Annotated in this window: 13 protein-coding genes; 5 read left to right on the top strand and 8 right to left on the bottom strand. The window is 47.5% G+C overall.

Going from position 1 to position 18,141, the window contains the following annotated elements; all coding sequences use genetic code 11:
- Positions 1–21: 21 nt before the first annotated feature.
- On the bottom strand, positions 22–258 hold the full coding sequence (locus HHL17_RS05205; RefSeq protein ID WP_012788038.1) for an acyl carrier protein: 237 nt from the start codon (positions 256–258) through the stop codon (positions 22–24).
- A gap of 545 nt (positions 259–803) precedes the next feature.
- Between HHL17_RS05205 and HHL17_RS05200 the strand changes: the two genes are divergently transcribed.
- From HHL17_RS05200 to HHL17_RS05180, 5 genes are all read left to right on the top strand, one after another.
- Positions 804–1,889, top strand: a complete 1,086-nt coding sequence (locus HHL17_RS05200) for an efflux RND transporter periplasmic adaptor subunit (RefSeq protein WP_169223703.1) — start codon at positions 804–806, stop codon at positions 1,887–1,889.
- Between the two features lie 54 nt (positions 1,890–1,943).
- Positions 1,944–5,075, top strand: coding sequence for an efflux RND transporter permease subunit (locus HHL17_RS05195; protein WP_169223702.1), 3,132 nt, complete (start codon positions 1,944–1,946; stop codon positions 5,073–5,075).
- An 18-nt stretch (positions 5,076–5,093) separates the two neighbouring features.
- Entirely contained in the window at positions 5,094–6,428 is a 1,335-nt protein-coding gene (locus HHL17_RS05190) for a TolC family protein (protein ID WP_169223701.1), read from the top strand.
- Between the two features lie 164 nt (positions 6,429–6,592).
- Positions 6,593–7,123 (top strand): RNA polymerase sigma-70 factor, encoded by a 531-nt coding sequence (locus HHL17_RS05185; protein ID WP_169223700.1) that lies wholly within the window; start codon positions 6,593–6,595, stop codon positions 7,121–7,123.
- Positions 7,124–7,151: 28 nt separating this feature from the next.
- The gene (locus HHL17_RS05180) at positions 7,152–8,525 is read left to right on the top strand and encodes a S41 family peptidase (RefSeq protein WP_169223699.1); all 1,374 of its coding nucleotides are present in this window, start codon (positions 7,152–7,154) and stop codon (positions 8,523–8,525) included.
- A gap of 83 nt (positions 8,526–8,608) precedes the next feature.
- Here the strand turns inward: HHL17_RS05180 and HHL17_RS05175 are convergent, their stop codons facing one another.
- The 7 genes from HHL17_RS05175 to HHL17_RS05145 all read right to left on the bottom strand — a co-directional run bounded on the left by HHL17_RS05175 (position 8,609) and on the right by HHL17_RS05145 (position 18,134).
- Entirely contained in the window at positions 8,609–9,190 is a 582-nt protein-coding gene (locus HHL17_RS05175) for a hypothetical protein (RefSeq protein WP_169223698.1), read from the bottom strand.
- A 107-nt stretch (positions 9,191–9,297) separates the two neighbouring features.
- Positions 9,298–10,053 carry a hypothetical protein gene (locus tag HHL17_RS05170; protein WP_169223697.1) on the bottom strand — a complete coding sequence of 252 codons (756 nt, stop codon included), beginning with the start codon at positions 10,051–10,053 and terminating at the stop codon, positions 9,298–9,300.
- A 78-nt stretch (positions 10,054–10,131) separates the two neighbouring features.
- Positions 10,132–11,550, bottom strand: coding sequence for a hypothetical protein (locus HHL17_RS05165; RefSeq protein ID WP_169223696.1), 1,419 nt, complete (start codon positions 11,548–11,550; stop codon positions 10,132–10,134).
- Between the two features lie 125 nt (positions 11,551–11,675).
- Complete coding sequence (locus tag HHL17_RS05160) at positions 11,676–13,046, bottom strand: hypothetical protein (RefSeq protein ID WP_169223695.1); 1,371 nt, start codon at positions 13,044–13,046, stop codon at positions 11,676–11,678.
- Positions 13,047–13,066: 20 nt separating this feature from the next.
- Positions 13,067–16,210 carry a TonB-dependent receptor domain-containing protein gene (locus HHL17_RS05155; protein ID WP_240975093.1) on the bottom strand — a complete coding sequence of 1,048 codons (3,144 nt, stop codon included), beginning with the start codon at positions 16,208–16,210 and terminating at the stop codon, positions 13,067–13,069.
- Positions 16,211–16,333: 123 nt separating this feature from the next.
- On the bottom strand, positions 16,334–17,248 hold the full coding sequence (locus HHL17_RS05150; RefSeq protein ID WP_169223693.1) for a FecR family protein: 915 nt from the start codon (positions 17,246–17,248) through the stop codon (positions 16,334–16,336).
- A gap of 160 nt (positions 17,249–17,408) precedes the next feature.
- Positions 17,409–18,134 (bottom strand): carboxypeptidase-like regulatory domain-containing protein, encoded by a 726-nt coding sequence (locus tag HHL17_RS05145; RefSeq protein ID WP_169223692.1) that lies wholly within the window; start codon positions 18,132–18,134, stop codon positions 17,409–17,411.
- Positions 18,135–18,141: the final 7 nt, after the last annotated feature.

Genomic DNA, 18,141 nt, shown 5'->3' with positions numbered 1-18,141 from the left:
AAACAATTCTGATTAGTAGGATTATTTTACATGTTCTTCCAGGTAAGCAACTGCCTGGCCAACAGTAGTAATAGTTTCAGCTTGTTCGTCAGGAATGGAGATGTTGAATTCTTTTTCGAATTCCATAATCAGTTCTACCGTATCCAAAGAGTCAGCGCCTAAGTCGTTGGTGAAGGAGGCTTCAGGAGTTACCTCGGCTTCGTCAACGCCCAATTTGTCAATGATGATCTTTTTAACTCTTGATGCAATGTCTGACATAATTTTAAGTGTTTTTGGTTTAAAACTTGACTGCAAAAATATAATTTTTATTGAATTGCCAACAGATAGCCCGAATTTTAACCCCTTGGCAGTATGGACAATCCCACCAAACCCAATACAGTAAACATATTTTGTACTTTGTTAATAAAAGATTTTCTCTCATACACCCCTTCTTTCTGTCATTTATTCCCCTTTTCTACCCATTTATATACCCATTCGGGTATATCCTCATCTCTTCAGAAAAATATATATGACCCCGTCATAAAATGGCCCAATAGGTAAATATCCGCCGCGGTCAACCCATTTTAATCTCCATTTAACCTGCTTTTTCACCACTTATCTAACGCCTTAACGCTAATTAACAGTCCCCGGATGCATTCACAATCGCCATTTATTAAATTTGTCCGGCTTATGAGAAGCCTCTACTATTGGATTATTTGATTATTTGGATATTTGGCTATTAACGGAACCCACTAAATAATTAAATTTCTAAATAACCAAATGATATTATCACTTAAAAGCGAATCGCAAAAAGGCTTATTAACATGCCCAACACCAAAAAAACAGTCCGCTCCATTATTATATTGGTTGCTGTCGGTATCGTGCTCTTCCTGGTTTATAAAAAAATAGCCGGTAAAAAGGAAGCGGCCGCCGCCTCCAATGGAGCCGCCGCTAAAGGCGCCAACGCCAGACAGCTACTTACCGATGCCTGGATTGTGAAAACTTCAACCCTCGATCAGGCCATTGAAGCAAGCGGAACGCTCCAAAGCAACGAAGAAGTGGAAGTGAAACCGGAAATCAACGGCCGTATCACACACCTTTATTTTAAAGAAGGTACCAACGTAAAAAAAGGAGACCTCCTCGTAAAACTCTACGATGAAGACCTCCGTGCCCAACTGCAAAAACTGAAATTACAACAGCAACTGGCCAAAACAACCCTCGAACGCCAGGAAAACCTGCTTAAAATAAACGGTATCAGCCGCCAGGACGTAGACGTGACCCGCAACCAGGTCAGCGCCTACGGTGCAGACATGGAATATACCCAAACCCAACTGCAGAAAACCGAGCTCCGCGCTCCTTTCAGCGGTAAGCTGGGCCTCCGTAACGTCAGCGAAGGCGCTATCGTATCCTCCGCCACCGTTATCACCACCCTGCAACAGATAGATCCGCTTAAAATGGACTTCGCTGTAGCCGAGAAATACCGCAACGTCATCAAAAACGGCGATCAGGTAACCTTCCTCGTGGCCGGCGATAACAACGAATACAAAGGCAGTATCTATGCCATCGACCCGAAAATTGACCTGACTACCCGTACGGTTAAACTCCGGGCCATCATTCCTAATAATCATGGTACCCTCTTCCCCGGTTCTTTCGCAAAAGTGAAAATCACCCTCCGCAACCTGCCGGAAGCCCTCATGATACCTTCCCAGGCCGTCATCCCCGGTACCCGTGATAAGAAAGTAATTGTTGCCGATAGCGGCAAAGCCAAATTTGTAGTCGTAGAAACAGGCATCCGCACCGAAAGCAACGTACAGATCACCAGTGGCCTGAAAGCCGGAGATACCGTGATAACCACAGGTATCCTGCAACTGAAGCCGGGCATGCCGCTGAAGTTCAATAAAATACAATAATGGAAATCACCAATGACGGATACTCAATTCGTCATTCGTAATACGTAATTGAAAATGAGTTTACCTTCATTATCACTCAAACGCCCCGTTCTGGCAATTGTGATGAATATCATCATCGTGATATTCGGTCTCGTGGGCTTTACCTTCCTCGGAGTGCGGGACTTCCCCGCTATCGACCCGCCTATCGTTAACGTACGTACGTCATACGCCGGCGCCAACTCCGATATCATCGAAACACAGATCACCGAACCACTGGAGAAATCCATCAACGGGGTAGCCGGTATCAAAAACATATCTTCCAGCAGCAGCCAGGGCAGCAGCAATATCACCGTGGAATTTGAACTGGGCCAGGACCTGGAAGGCGCTACCAACGACGTGCGTGATAAAGTGTCCCAGGCCCTCCGCAGCCTCCCGCCGGATATCGATGCGCCACCGGTAGTGTCCAAACAGGACGCTAACTCAGACGCCATCATCTCTATGACGGTGCAGAGCAATACCCGCAACCAGCTGGAAGTGACCGAATACGGCACCAACGTACTGCTCGAAAAACTGCAAACCATTCCCGGCGTGAGCGCCATTCAGATATGGGGCGAAAAAAGATACGCCATGCGTATCTGGATGGACCCCGCCAAACTGTCGTCCTACAGCCTCACCCCATCAGACATACAAGCCGCCCTGCAACGGGAGAACGTGGAACTGCCTTCCGGTAAAATTGCCGGCAACGCCACCGACTTCACCGTACGTACCTTCGGCCGCCTCTTTACGGAAGATGATTTTAATAATCTCATCATCAAAAATGTAAACGGCAGCGAAATACGCATCCGCGATATCGGTCAGGCTATACTGGGACCGGAAAACGAGGAAACCATCCTCAAAGAATCCGGTAGCCCCATGATCGCCCTTGCCCTCATCCCGCAGCCCGGCTCCAACTACGTGGCCATCGCCGATGAGTTCTATAAAAGATATGAACAGCTGAAAAAAGATATCCCGGAAGACTTCACCGTGAACATCGCGATGGACAACACCAAGTTTATTAAAAAGTCCATCGAGGAAGTGGAAGAAACACTGATCATCGCACTCACACTCGTGATCCTCATCGTGTACCTCTTCTTCCGCGACTGGCTGATGGCCCTCCGTCCGCTGGTAGATATCCCGGTGTCCCTCATCGGCGCCTTCTTTATCATGTACATCTGCGGCTTTACCATCAATATCCTCACCCTGCTGGCCATCGTACTCGCTACCGGCCTTGTGGTGGACGATGGTATCGTGGTAACGGAAAACATCTATAAGAAAATAGAAGCCGGCATGCCCCGTATGCGCGCCGCTCGAGAAGGGTCAGAAGAAATCTTCTTCGCCGTTATCGCCACCTCCATCACGCTGGCCTTCGTATTCCTGCCCATCATCTTCCTGCAGGGCTTCGTAGGTCAACTGTTCCGCGAATTCGGTATCGTGGTGGCCGGTGCGGTACTGATCTCCGCTTTCGTATCACTGACGCTCACACCGGTGCTCAACGTGAAACTGGGACGGAAAACACATACCCACTCCTGGTTTTATACCAAATCAGAACCATTCTTCCGCTGGATGGAAGACGGCTATAAAAACTCACTAGAATCGTTTATGCGTTTCCGTTGGGTAGCCGGACTGGTGATCGCCGGTTGTCTGGTGATGATCTATTTCCTCTTCAGGACATTGCCCGCAGAGCTGGCCCCGCTGGAAGACCGCAGCCAGTTCCGCCTTTCCATTACCACGCCGGAAGGTACTTCCTTCGATTACATGGACAATTATGTGGACCAACTCACGAAGTTCCTGGCAGACTCCATCCCGGAGAAGAAAATTATCCTCAGCGTTACTTCCCCCGGATTCAGCGGCGCCGGCGCGGTGAACTCCGCCTTCGCCAACGTAGTACTAACGGAGCCGAATGAACGCCATCGTTCACAAAAAGAAATTGTGAACATGGTAAACCGCAATATGGCCAGGTATCCACAGGGAAAAGTATTCGCCATCGAAACACAAACCATACAGGTAGGACGCCGCAGCGGCCTCCCGGTTTCCTTTGTGCTGGAACATATCAACTTCGACTCACTGACGCGCGTACTGCCCCGGTTCATGGACGAAGTAGGCAGCAGCCCCGTATTCCAGGGCACCGACGTGGACCTTAAATTCAACAAGCCGGAACTGCGCATTCACATCAACCGCGACAAAGCTACACAGCTCGGCGTTTCGGTACAGGACATCTCCCAAACTCTCCAGCTGGCACTGAGCAACCTGCGCTACGGATACTTCATCCGCAACGGTAAACAGTACCAGGTAATGGGACAGGTGTTCCGCGCCGACCGCGATGCCCCGATGGACCTTGAGAACCTCTACGTACGTAACTCCCGCGGCGAAGCCATCCAGCTCGACAACGTGGTGAGCATCGAAGAAGAAACCAGTCCGCCGATCATCTACCACTTCAACCGTTATAAGTCCGCCACCATCTCTGCCGGCCTCGCACCCGGTAAAACCATCGGCGATGGCCTGAAAGAGATGTACCGCATCTATAATAAACTGGAAAACGAAAAAGTAATCGACGATTCCTACACCACCGCCCTGTCAGGCTCTTCCCGCGACTACGCGGAAAGCGGCTCCAACACGATGTTTGCGTTAGGCCTGGCGCTGGTGCTGATCTACCTCGTACTCGCCGCACAGTTTGAAAGCTGGATAGATCCGCTGATCATCATGCTCACCGTACCACTCGCCTTCGCCGGCGCCTTGCTGTCGCTGTGGGTATTTGACCAGACATGGAATATCTTCTCACAGATTGGTGTGATCATGCTCATTGGCCTGGTGACCAAAAACGGTATCCTCATCGTGGAATTTGCCAACCACCAGCGCGATGCCGGTCTTTCCAAGTCCGATGCCGTGATACACGCTTCCGCCATGCGTTTGCGCCCGATCCTGATGACCAGCCTGGCCATGGCCCTTGGTGCATTGCCCATCGCGATGTCGCTCGGCGCCGCAGCTACCAGCCGTATTCCGCTGGGTATCGTGATCGTAGGTGGTATCATCTTCTCTCTCGTCCTCACCTTGTATGTAATTCCGGCCATGTATACCTTCTTCTCCCGTCACGGCAACAAATCGGAAGACAGCGATGAAGAAGAAAGACTGGAAGGCAAAGAAGAAGATGTAGCCTCCGCTCATGCATAAACCGTTATTAAATTTATTATGAAGAAATATATCACCAGCATCGGCCTCCTCTTTATCCTCATAGCGGGAAGCACCCTGGCTGCCTCCGCGCAACAGAAGATACTGACCCTGGAGCAGGCCATAGACCTGGCGCTTAAAAACAATTTCTCTATCCGGCTGGCCAGAAATACAGCCGAACTATCGGCTAACGATTACGCCTATGCGAATTTTGCCTTCGTGCCCCGTCTCAACGCCACCGCCGGTACCACCTGGAACAATACCGCCACCAAACAGGAATTTGTCAACGGCACCAAAAGAGATACCAGCGGCATCAAAGGCAATAATATCAGTGCCAACGCCACACTCAGCTGGACACTCTTCGATGGTCTCAAGATGTTCGCTACCCGTGAGAAACTGGCAGCCATCAAAGATCTCGGTGAACTGGCCATCAAAGACCAGGTACAGAATTCCGTTGCTACCGTCATCGGTGGGTATTACAATATCGTTCAACAAAAACAACAACTGATCGCCATCCGTGAACAGCTGTCGATTTCGGAAGAAAGGGTAAAATTGTCCGACGCCAAGTTTACCACCGGCCTCGGTCCTAAAACAGACCTGTTGCAGTCCAAAGTAGACTGCAACGCACAAAAAGCGCTGCTGCTGCGCCAGACAACGCTTATAGAACAAAGTAAAGCGCTGCTGAACCAGCTGATGGCCGTACCCGCCGGCGCCACCGGTTATGATGTCCCGGATTCTATTCCCATCAATGCCGGCCTGTCTTTCGTGACGCTGCAACAGAATGTGGCCAATAACAACACCGCCATCAAGGTGCAGCAACAGAACATCAATATCTCCGCACTGACCATCAAAGAACGCCGCGCAGATTATTTCCCGGTGATCACCTTCAATTCCGGTTATAACTACAACCGTAATACGTCCAATGCGGCATCCAATGCCTTCAGTCCCCGGTTCAACCGCAACGGCGTGTTTAACTATGGCCTCACCGCAGCCATTCCTATCTTCAATGGCTTCAATGTGAAACGGCAGGTAAAAAATGCTAAGATTGACTTTGATTTCCAAAACATTACACTCGATAATGTCAAATCACAGGTAGACCTCTCGCTGAACAATGCCTTTAAGGATTATGAATATTACAGGAAAGCGCTGGAACTGGAAGAAGAAAACAACCAGTTGGCTGAAGAAAATATGATGGTGGCGCTGGAACGTTTCAAGCAGGGCGTGTCTACCACCATCGAAGTAAAACAGGCGCAGCAAAGCCTGGAAGACTCCAACTACCGGCTGATACAGGCGCGTTACAACACCAAACTTGCCGAGACAGAACTGCAGCGGTTAAACGGTTCACTGCTCCAATAACGACTCTTCATTATCAAATAAATTCGTACAAAAGCCCGGAGATATTCCGGGCTTTTGCATGTGCGTAACTTTGCGTCACTGCTGAAAAGAAATATCCGGGCCTTAACATTCCTGTAACATAGCCGGCTTATATTTATATCCGGATAATGCAACAACCTCGAACTATGTCTGATAGCCCGCCTAAAGAACAATTTGAGAAGATATTTGAGGAGAACAATTTAAAAGTATACCGGTTCGCGTTCAAGTTGACAGGTGATGCCAACAGAGCGCAGGAAATCACCCAGTTATGCTTTGTTCGCCTCTGGGAAAACATGCACCAGCTGAAGGAAGGGCAGGACGTATTTCCTTTATTGTTTGTGTATGTTAAAAACCTGGTGATCGACGAAACCCGCAAGCTTTACCGCGAAAAAAAAGCGATGGCGAAAGTGGCGGACAACCAATCCATTGAAACTGCTCACAGCGGAGAAAAACTGCTCCTCCAAAAAGAACTCACCACCCATATACACCAACTGGTAGAAAATATGCCTGAACAGCGGCGGAACGTATATATGCTCAGCAGAAGCCTGGGCTATAGCCATCGGGAGATAGGCCAGCAATTATCCATTTCTCCCGCCACCGTAAAAAATCACCTGACAGCAGCCCTTCAATATATCCGGAAAGAACTGACCAGTCATTTCGGTAGCAACCATAGCTGACACATCTCACCCTGAAAACAACACCGCCATGCGACGCTCTTCCCATTCTTTTCTCCTTGGCAGTATCGCGTTGATAACCGCCTGTAGTAAAAAAGATGACATACCACCTGTGCCAACAGGGCCCGTCACCCAACAGGAAATCAACAACTGGGTACTGGATAGTATGCGCTACTTCTATCTGTGGAATGATCAGCTGCCTGCCAATCCCAACAACACACTGGAGACGATATCTTTTTTTCACAGTATTAAGTATACCGAAGACAGATTCTCCCTGCTGTACAACCCCGAAGATCCGGCCACGTATGCCACCGATATCCGCAGTAAATACGGCATCGACTATAGTATCATCAGCTGGCCACAGCGGCCGGAAGGCGTTATCGGCGTTATCAAGCTGGTGGTGCCGGGATCTTATGCAGCGGCAGCCGGACTGAAAAGAGGCAGTTATTTTACCCGTATCAATGAAACAAGCCTCACTGCGGCAAATGCCGCAACACTCAGTGAGCAGCTCAGGACCGCCGCCACTGGTACGATCACACCCGCTACTGTGAGCGGCGCAACTATTACTGAAAACACGGCCGTATTGCTGCAAGGAAAGTTGGCAACTGCTAACCCCGTATATACGTCAACGTTAATAACCGGCGCTTCCCGTAAAACAGGCTATGTGTTTTACAATGCCTTTATCGATGCATACAATACCAGTCTGCTGGATGTATTCCGGAACTTCAAAAGTCAGGGTATAGAGGAGCTGATCATTGATATCCGCTACAATACAGGCGGCAGCCTCGCCGCCGCCGCCATGCTCACAGCGCTGATAGCACCGGATGTAACAGACAAAAGCGTTTTTGTGCAGTACAGCGGCAACAACCGCCTCGGTTCCCAGACACTCAACTTCGCCACTACACTCTCTGTCCCCGAAAATGCAGACCCTATCAGCTTTGCTGCACTCTCTTCCGCCCAACTTAATCTGCCCCGCATTTTCCTGTTGACCGGCAGTCAGACAGTATCCGCCGCCGAACTGCTGGTAAATAACCTTAAACCCTATACGAAAGTGATACAGATAGGTGAAACCACCGTGGGTAAAGACAAAGGAGCCATACTGGTGAAAGATATGCGCAGTCCCCGCCGCATCCCCTGGGTTATTCAGCCGCTTACCTACCGGCTGTCCAATGCCAATGGTAACGGTAATTACACACAGGGCATCGCACCGCAATATCCAGTAGACGAAATGTCCAGACAACCATTATTGCCATTGGGAGATGCCAATGATCCACTGGTAGCCAAAGCCCTGTCAGTAATCGCAGGTAATGTAAGGGCAAGCGTGGAAAGCAACAATACCCTTCGTCATTTCTATGATGCCGGTCAACAAGCGGCTGCCAACAGTTTGGTGATCATCCCAAGATAAAGAGAGAAAGAGGGGTTAACAAAAATGATAGTTAATGGAGAGTAATCAGTAAAACAGGGTTTTCCATATTATTTTAAAGTATCTCAACGCAGCTTTCCGCCTTTCAGGCCCGGCCCGGCAGTGGGTAAAGCATGCGTCACAATCGCTTCTGTAATCGTTTTGCTGCCGGCTCCCAGCAATAGCAGGCCTCCGCGGAAACCTTTGCCCGCAGCAGGGGAGTAATGCAGATGCAAATGCCTGATCACGCCGGAGCTGTCTTCCGCCAGGTTGCCACCAAAGGTCAGGTCACGAAAAGGGGTATATCCTTTTTTGACCGGGGCCCGGCCCAATATCAGCAGACCGCTGGGGCCAGGATCGGGAGCTTTTTCTACCGTTATCCGGATGGGCAGTGTTGTTGTACCTTCAGCCAGAATATATGCCCCCCGGGTAATAACCAGTCCGCCGCTATGGCGACCGTCTTGTTTATTTACCGCGGTAGGCAGTATGTTAACCACCGCGCCGGCTTCCACCCGCAAGGTTGCTTCGTTTGCCACATACACCCAACCATCAATATACCAGGGATGGTTGGCTGTCAGCAATGTATTGGAAGCAATAACCTGTCGTATGGTATCGGACACAGGGATGATTTCCATTTTAACTTCCTGCGTAGCAGCAGGATTTACCACATCATTTTTTTTGCAACCCGCCGTGATAACAGATAAGCTACTCAAACCATACCAGCAGTAGGGTATAAGACGGGTTACATATTTGCTCGCGGGATGCATAAAAAAGATTAAAGGTCTATATAGGAAGTTGAAATATATCCTCCGGTCGGATCGTTCACCACGGAGATAATTTCAGTTTTACCACCAAGTTTATCACTGCCGAATGTAAAAAACTCAGAACCATCCGGCTGTAATACTACCTGACCAGTGGCCGGGTCAATTAACTTAGCAGCGTACGTGTAGTCATGACCGTTGGCGTTTACAGCTCTTAATCTTACAACAGCCGACAGTTTGCCTCTTGACCATCCTTTTAATACAAGTGGATAATCCAAAATCTCACCACTGTCAGGATCAGCAAAAATAAAGGCCAGATCGTATTTTTCGAGGGGATAGAAGGAGGCTGTCAAATTATTGAATAACTGAACATCAAATGAATCAATGGGTACAGAGCTACCGCCACCAGCACCAACGAATCCCTTCAATCCAAGCTCAGGGCTGTAAGCAAACCGAAACTGCTGTATACTGTTAATCCCAATAGTAATCATAGTATCTGCAAGTAATTCCTGCTTGCCTGCATCATAAGCACTCAGTTTTCCTTTCTTGCCTGCAGGAAGAATAAAATGGCTCCCGTCTCCAACTACCCTGATCGTGTCCAGTCGCTGGCCATCAAAATACATCATGATTTTGGGAGTGTTGGGAAGGTTCAGCAGCGAAACCTGGACTTTACCAAAGTAGTGTTCGTCGGGCATTTCACCCTTACGGCAGGAAGCCAGGAAAGCGATAACGGCTAAAAGAAAAGACAAGCGTTTTAAAAACAGATACATATTCAAAATATTAACAGAAAAAAGATGATCATCACGTATAGAGGAAAATCCTCTATACGTGATGACGAATAAAAACAATTACAGAATAGTCCAGCCATTAGCCCATGTAGTGTTTCCGGTAGGGAAAGCACCAGCAGCTTTAGCAACAGACAGACTTGTAGGAACGTAGTTACCGATAGCACGGGTAGCTGCGAACGGAGCAGTCAGTTTGATATTCACGTTCGGATCAGTGTTGGTATAGCCTCTGTTGGTAGTACCAGCCGGAGTGAACGCAGCGAAGGAAGTGAAGTTGATCTCAGTAGAGAACGGAAACACATACGCATGAACAAAGTTGTTAGTCAGCGTAGAAGTACCAGCGTCATACTTGGTTTTGGTGTTAGCACCGGTAGCAGGTTTCTGTGTATCCAGAGAGATACCATAGTTGAAGCCCAGGAAGATAGAATTGTTGATAACAAATTCAGCATTTCTTCTCAGGTGAGCAGCGCGGCCATATTTACCGATAGTAGAAGGCAGACCATTGGTAATAGAAGCAGCAGCGGCAGTAGGCTGACCGATGATAGTGATGAAGTTGTAAGTAGGATGAGTGTAAGGAGTTACGGCATCACCACCAGCGTTGTTGTCGCTTTCGAAACCGTTAGACTGGCTCTTGTCAGCACGGTTAGGATCAGATACGCCCAGTGCGTACTCGATTTTACCGGAATAACCGTTGTCAGTATCAAACATATCATCCAGCGCGTCGATAGCCACCAGGTGAGAAGCGTTTACAGTACCACCAAAGAATTCAAAAGCATCGTCTTTGGATTTGTATACTTCAACGAAATCGAGGATAGTACCGTTACCAACACCAGCCAGTGTCAGACCGTTCAGTTCATTATCCGGAGCCAGTTCGTAACCAGCATACTCAATTCTTACATAACGCAGGGTACCTGAGTTATCTGTAGGAACGTTGTTAGCCGGACCACCATAAGTAGCATCAGCAGGAGGAGTACCAGTGATACCTTCTACCAGTACAGCACCAGCATGGTTGGTAGGTGCTTTACCCAGCAATACTACACCACCCCAATCGCCAGACTGAGGAGCAGCTTCGTTGGAAGTAAAGATGATCGGATTAGTATCAGTACCATCAGCGATCAGTTTAGCACCGCGGGTAACGATCAAACCACCGCCTGGAGTACCAGAACCTGGAACGTTCGGGTCAGCAGGAATACCTTTGATACCTTTGATCACTGTTCCGGGTTCAACAGTTACAACAGCGTTGTTGGCTACATATACCAGACCATCCAGTTTGTAAATTTTGCAGCTTTTCAGGGTGATGTTGGAAGTGATCACACCAGTGATGGTGCTGTCACCACAGGTACCGGAAGCACCAGAAGGACCACCGGCTACTACTGCGCGGTCATTGTTTACTACGTTGTCTTTTTTGCAGGATGTGCCTAACATCATGCCCAGCACAGTTGCTGCGGACATGAGGGTTACCGCTAAGGGTTTTTTGTTCATGGGATTTTTACTTTTTAAAGTTTAAACAAATGAATAAGGAATGAATGATGAATACCTGATCAGGATATATTTTTCGGGTATGCGCGCAAAAGCGTTAATGTTTATACTTGAGGATAATATTATCATTATAGAATTGACCAGCCATTGGCCCAGGTAGTGTTTCCAACAGGGAAAGCGCCTACAGCCCTGGCGGGAGACAATGCCTGTGGAATATAGTTACTGATGACAGGTATGGTAGCAAATGGAGCATTCAACCTGATGTTAAAGTTCGGGTCTGCAGAAATGTAACCTTTGTTGGTAGTACCCAGCGGAGTAAACGTGGCAAAAGGAGTAACATATGCATGTACATAGACATTGGTTAACGTAGAGATGCCGTTGTCATACTTCGTTCTCGTATTGGGCCCTACAGGAGGTAGTGTTGGGTCCAGGAAAATACCAATATTATAGCCCATAAAGATGGCGTTACTAATCGCAAACTCACTGTTCCTTCTCAGATGTGCTGCATAACCATATCTGCCGGTGCCGCTGGGAGGGGCGTTGGTAACGGAAGCCGATGCCGCGTCACGCTGGCCAATAATAGTAAGGTAGTTGAAAGTAGGATGTGTATAAGGAGTTACCGGGTCACCATTTATGTTGTTATCGGATTCCAGGCCATTGGACTGGCTCTTGTCAGCCCTGGCAGGATCAGATATGCCCAGTGCGTAAGTGACAGTACCCGTATAACCGTGGTCAATATCAAACAGATCGTCTAATGGAGAGATAGCCAACAGGTGAGAAGCATTTACTGTCCCGCCATAGATTCCAAAGGCATCAGCTTTTGCTTTATATACCTCAATAAAATCCAGTACAGTACCATTGCCCACTCCTGCCAGTGTCAGGCCATTCAGAGCACTGAGGCTACTCAATTCAAAACCGGCATATTCGATCCTGACATAGCGTAGTATACCGCTATTGTCACCAGGTATATTCTTGCCCGGGCCACCATAAGTAACATCACCGAAAAAGGGAGTAGGAAGACCCGGTACAGGTACCGCGGCAAGCGGGTTAGCAGGTGCATTACCGACCATCACGATACCACACCAATCGCCGGATACAGGAAAACTTTCATTGGAAGTAAAAACGATTGGATCAGTAGCAGTACCACTGGCTATTAGTTTTGCCCCGCTGGTAATAACCAGTCCTCCGCCAACGGCAGTAGAGGTCCCTTTAATGCCCTTGATCACGGTTCCGGGCTCAATGGTCACTACCGCATTGTTGGTCACATATATCAACCCGTTCAGCTTGTAAATTTTACAGCTTTTCAAGGTAATATCGGAGGTAATTACACCGGTAATAATGCTGTCGCCACAACTGCCGGCTACACCGGAAGGACCACCGGCAACCACGGTACGATTATGCTCGGTGGCACCATTTTCCTTTTTACAGGATGTTCCCAACGTCAGATTTAATATGGCTGCAACAAATATGAGCGTAGTCGTTAAAAGTCTCTTATTCATAGAACATCTACTTTTAAACATTAAAACTTATAGGTAAAAGTCGCGCTGTAAGTACGGCCTGGCTTGGATTTGAAATTCACGATATCTTGTCCGGGATTATAATTCATTTCTTTCTTTCCAGGCTTTCCACCATTGGTGTAGTCCTGGTTTTGCTCAGCAGTAAACTGGTTCCTGTAGATAACTGCGTAACTGTCTAACAGGTTACCAATATTTAACTTCAATTCAGCATGCTGCTTCAGGAACCTGAACCCAATCTGCGCATCCAGCGCCTGCAAAGGCCGCTCCATTAACGACAGCCTGTAAACAGTACTTGGCAGGAAAACACGATTAGTAACTGAATTATAAGTCAGGCTCACTGATAAAGGGTTCATGTCGTAGTAAACACCAGCATTAAACATAAAATTGCTGGCACCCATCTGAGGTCTTTTCTCTTCTTCCCCGATAGTCTCCTTTACGATTACTTTTTGAGGATTAGCCGGGTCCATAATGCCTATATTAAGGCTCATAGGTTTAACGGTAGCATCCAGGTATGTAAAGTTGCCGTAGAGCGTAAAATTGCGCAGCACCGGCACTTTGGTAAAAGCTAACGACTTTCTCATCTCCAGCTCTATACCATAGTTTTTCGCCGATTTACTGTTTAACAACTCATAGCTGTTAAGCAGCTCCCGCCGGTAAATCTCCATCGGGTAGGAGAGGTCCTTGTAGAAAAATGACGCGGAAAGGATTTCCCCCGGACCCGGATACCACTCATAACGGAAGTCCAGATGCTTTATCGTTGTTGATCTTACCAAAGAGGACGTATAATCACCTCCTAACTCAAAATCATATTCCTTGAAAACAGACAACTCACGTAAGTCCGGACGGATAATACTTTCTGAATAAGCCAACCGCAGGTTCATGGACGGTGTAAGGGAATAAGTCAGGTTGACGGAAGGAAAAAAATGCCAATTCGACTCTCTGCTTAGCAAGTCTGAATAATCATACTCCTTACCTGGCTCCGGTTTAAATTTGGCAAAAGTTGAGTCAAGATTGTTATTCACCTTATTCAGGTTGTAATATTCAGCTCTCACCCCCCATACCAGTCTCCACTTATCTCCAATCCTATTGTCCAGCATGGCAAACAATGCATGCAATGAGGCTGACCGACGTTTGAAGTTGTCACCAAACTGGCTCATGCCCACCTGTAAGCCATTTTCCGGTATAAATGCCTTTCCCAGCGGGAAAACCTCTGAACCTCTGTTATCAATTTTTGACAACGTATTCAACACAAAGAACAACCTGTCTTTATTCCAACCGGCGTAACCACCTTTGAAAGTATTATCAAAGTTTACTTTGCCAGCATTAAACTTAAACGGTACAGATACCGCAGCTTCCCAGTTATAGTTATTCTCCAGTGCACGGCTCCATGATCTTAATGCGCCTTCTGCGAAATTGCTTCCGTATTTATCGATGGTAAACTCATTTTTTTCTGCTCCTTCTATCGGTATATAATTAGCCAACAAGATGTGGTTGTCCGGCTTTTGACGGTCCAGTTTAAGGTAACTGCCACTCCATTTCAAACGAATACCATTCCGGCCAATAGCATGTTCACCTCTCAGTTGGTTTTGCCACAGGGATGTTTGCATTCCCATATCAAAAAGTCCTACGGTATGTTCACCGAAAGTATCATTCGGCCCGGTGCCAAATGTCAGCTGTTGGTCCAGTGTGCGCAGGTAAAGCGATTGAAAACCGATCCTGCTTTTTTCGGTGCGATAACCAATACCCAGCATACCTCCCAAATTGGTCACAAAGCCATATCGTTGTCCTTTAAACAACCTGTTGTCCAGATCACTATTACCTTCTGCTACAGCAAAACCTTCTCTTCCTAATATGATATCCTGCGTAGATAATGTATTACGATAACTGGCTGCGGCTACCAGTCCCCATTGCTGACCTGCGCTACCACGCAGCACCCGGCCAAAAGACGCCTGAAAATTGGGAGATACCGGTGCTTTAAATTTTGTTACAGCCCAGTTATTATTAAACAGCGCAGCATTTTTGCCTTCTTTGTTGTAATGATCTACTATATCAAATCTGTCTTTCCAGTCCAGCGTGCCAAACAGCTGGCGATGTTTGGCGGTATTTCCCCAATACTCACTGCCACTCAGTGGTAAGGACAAAAAATCCTTGCCTGTTGTTTTATCATTATAGCTGCCGCCAACAGACAGGTTCAGAAAATTTTCGGAAGGAATGTCCAGTGTATTCACTTCTACCAGGCCGCCACCAAATTCTGCGCTGCGATCAGGCGTGATAGTCTTTATCACCGTTACATTCTCCACGATATTGGAAGGAATGATGTCAAAGCTGAAGTTCTTTCTGTTCAGCTCTGTGCTGGGCATAATCTGCCCATTCAGCACCGCCTGATTATAACGTTCGCTCAGTCCGCGTACTACTACGTATTTATTATCCATCGTAGCCAGACCGCTTACTCTCTTTAATACTTCACCAATGTTTTTATCCGGCGTACGGGCTATCTGTTCTGCGCTGATACCATCCGTAATAGCCGCGTTATTCTTCTGCAAGGCATACAAACCTTCGATAGAAGCTTTGCGGTAGTTACCGGTCACGGTCACCTCTTTCAGGCGGGAGCCGCTGTTTTTCAGCACTACGTTCAGTGGAATAATGTCTTTTTCCTTCACGGAAATATCTGTCACTTTCCTGGTTTCATAGGAAACGAAGCTGAAGCTAAGGCTGTACGTACCGGGATTCAACACCAGTTCATAACTACCATCTACCGCGGTGATAGTGCCTTGTCCGCCCTGTGCTGCTATCGTAACACCAGGCAGCGGTTCATTCTTGGCATCCACTACTTTCCCGCGGATGCGGCCATTGGTTTGTGCTGCCGGTGTAACAACACTGCCTTTGCGCAGCGCTATCACATGATTTCCGGTCAACTCCACGTCCAGTGGCGTATGTTGATCGATGTAGCTCAATACTTCTCCCAGCGGCGTACCCGGAAACCGTGCTTCACTAACGGTGCACTGTTGCAGATACTCCGGATCATAAATGAAGGTATAAGGTGTTTGTTGTTGTAACGCTTTCACAATAGCGGCAGCATTGGTTTTACCCAACTGCAGTTGTACCTTATCGGTAAGGGATTTGTAAGCCTGTGCTAATACCAGCATAGGCGATAGTGGAACGAAAAAAAACAAAAGGATCATCACACGACATGACATACTTTCCCCTGTACAAAATCTGTAGGTAGATTTTTGCATAATGTATTCTTTATTTTAAATGGATGTAGTTAGCTACTTACTGTGTGTTTGGTATGTGGTGTCGTTAATCCGTACGAATGAGATATCATGTACATAACCCAATGTGGATAGAATTTTTTCTAAAGACATATCCCGGTTGAATTCACCTGAAATTTTCTTTTTGCCCAACGACGGGTCATCCAGTATAATCCGGCAGCCATAACGCTGCTGTAACCGGGCTAATGCATCTGCCAGTTGGGTGTGGTTAAAATGAATTTTCCCTTTTTTCCAGTCCAGCACATCACTCTTTTCGAAGCTTGTCAGCTGTGGTTGTTTTCCGTCTGCATAGTTCAACATCTGGCCGGGCAACAATACTTCGTTAAATGAATCTGGTTTGCTCACGGCTACTTTCCCTTCCAACAAGCTGATCTGAATGCTGCCGTCGGCCATATTGGAGGTGGCAATATTGAATACAGTACCCAGTACGGTGGTCGTCAGGCGACCGGTGTGTACCAGGAAAGGCCGTTCCTCGTCTTTGGTTACCTTGAAATAAGCTTCACCATGCAGCCATAACTCCCTCGATTCCTTATTATACCTGTTCTGATAAATGATAGACGAATGCGTATTAAGCCAGACTTCACTGCCATCCTCCATGGTGAACAATTGTATATTGTCGCTGGTGTTGTGCAGGGTATCCCATTTCACGGCAACAGGGCGGGTGCCTGTACGGTGTTGCCAGAAAAAGGCAATGGAAACAATGATACCGATCACGGCTGCTGCGGTGGCACCATACCAGAATCTGTGTACACGGGGCTTCATCACAACAGGCGCATTGGCTTCCTCCCATTTCCCCATCATAAACTCATCCAGCAGCATCGTGTCTGCTGAAGAAAGCCAATTTTCAACGACGGCGACTTCCTGTGTTGTGCATTGCCCTTTAAAATACTTTTCCAGTAACTGTTTATCCATAATCCCGGTCCCTGCTCAGGGTATTTACACATAGAGTACGTCCGGGAAATAAGAAGTTCCTAGTCCGTTTTGCAGGTTAACAATTTGGTAATATAACCACATAAAAAAGCCCGGAACAATGATGTCCCGGGCTTTTATTTTTATACAGGAAGATGATTGTTTATTGTTTATTCCCTTTTGCTCTTTGATAATCTTCGAACGACTGCTTAATGAATAACAGCAGATCATACTCGGAAGCATCGTTCAGGAACTGGTAGCCTGGGCGGTACCTATGCATAAAGGAATCCAGCTCCGGCGACTGCAGTTTGGTCATCTTTGCCACCAGTTCGGGAGAATAACGGTAATCAATATACTTTTCTTTTTCCCAGTACACCAGCTGCTCACGGAACTGCTCCTTCCGTTTGCGCGTTTTGCTGGGCACAAGGTAAGTTAATGCCGTAATGGGATTGGCTGGCAGTGTTTTTAGCACGTCCATGGCCCCCGGCTTTTTATAATTGAAATAACGGCCGTATTCCTGCCGCATGGCGAGGGAGTCCTTGGTGTGGTTGATCCCTTTTACATTGACCCCCTGCAGCTCAAACAGCCGTCTCTGCAAATAAACGTCCTGTGTAGTGGACATCCCCGGTGCAACGATCTGGCGCTGGGCATAACTAAGCATGGAGAACTCAAGGGTATCTCCCGGCAGGGCCTCAATATAATAGCGGCCATTCTCATTACTGAGAGTACCCGTCATCGTTCTCTTGTTAACGATGGAAACAAATGGCAATCCCGTTTTGGTCTCCTGGTCAGCCACCATACCAGACAATCTTACCTGTGCAGATATATGCTGTTGGCATATGAAAAAGAAGAAAAACAGTGCTCCGATATATGCTAAAAAACGAATCATTGGACGT

The organism is Chitinophaga fulva, from assembly GCF_012927205.1.
GTDB lineage: Bacteria > Bacteroidota > Bacteroidia > Chitinophagales > Chitinophagaceae > Chitinophaga > Chitinophaga fulva.
The sequence above is the reverse complement of the archived record's forward strand: the minus strand, read 5'-3'. Positions and strand labels throughout refer to the sequence as shown.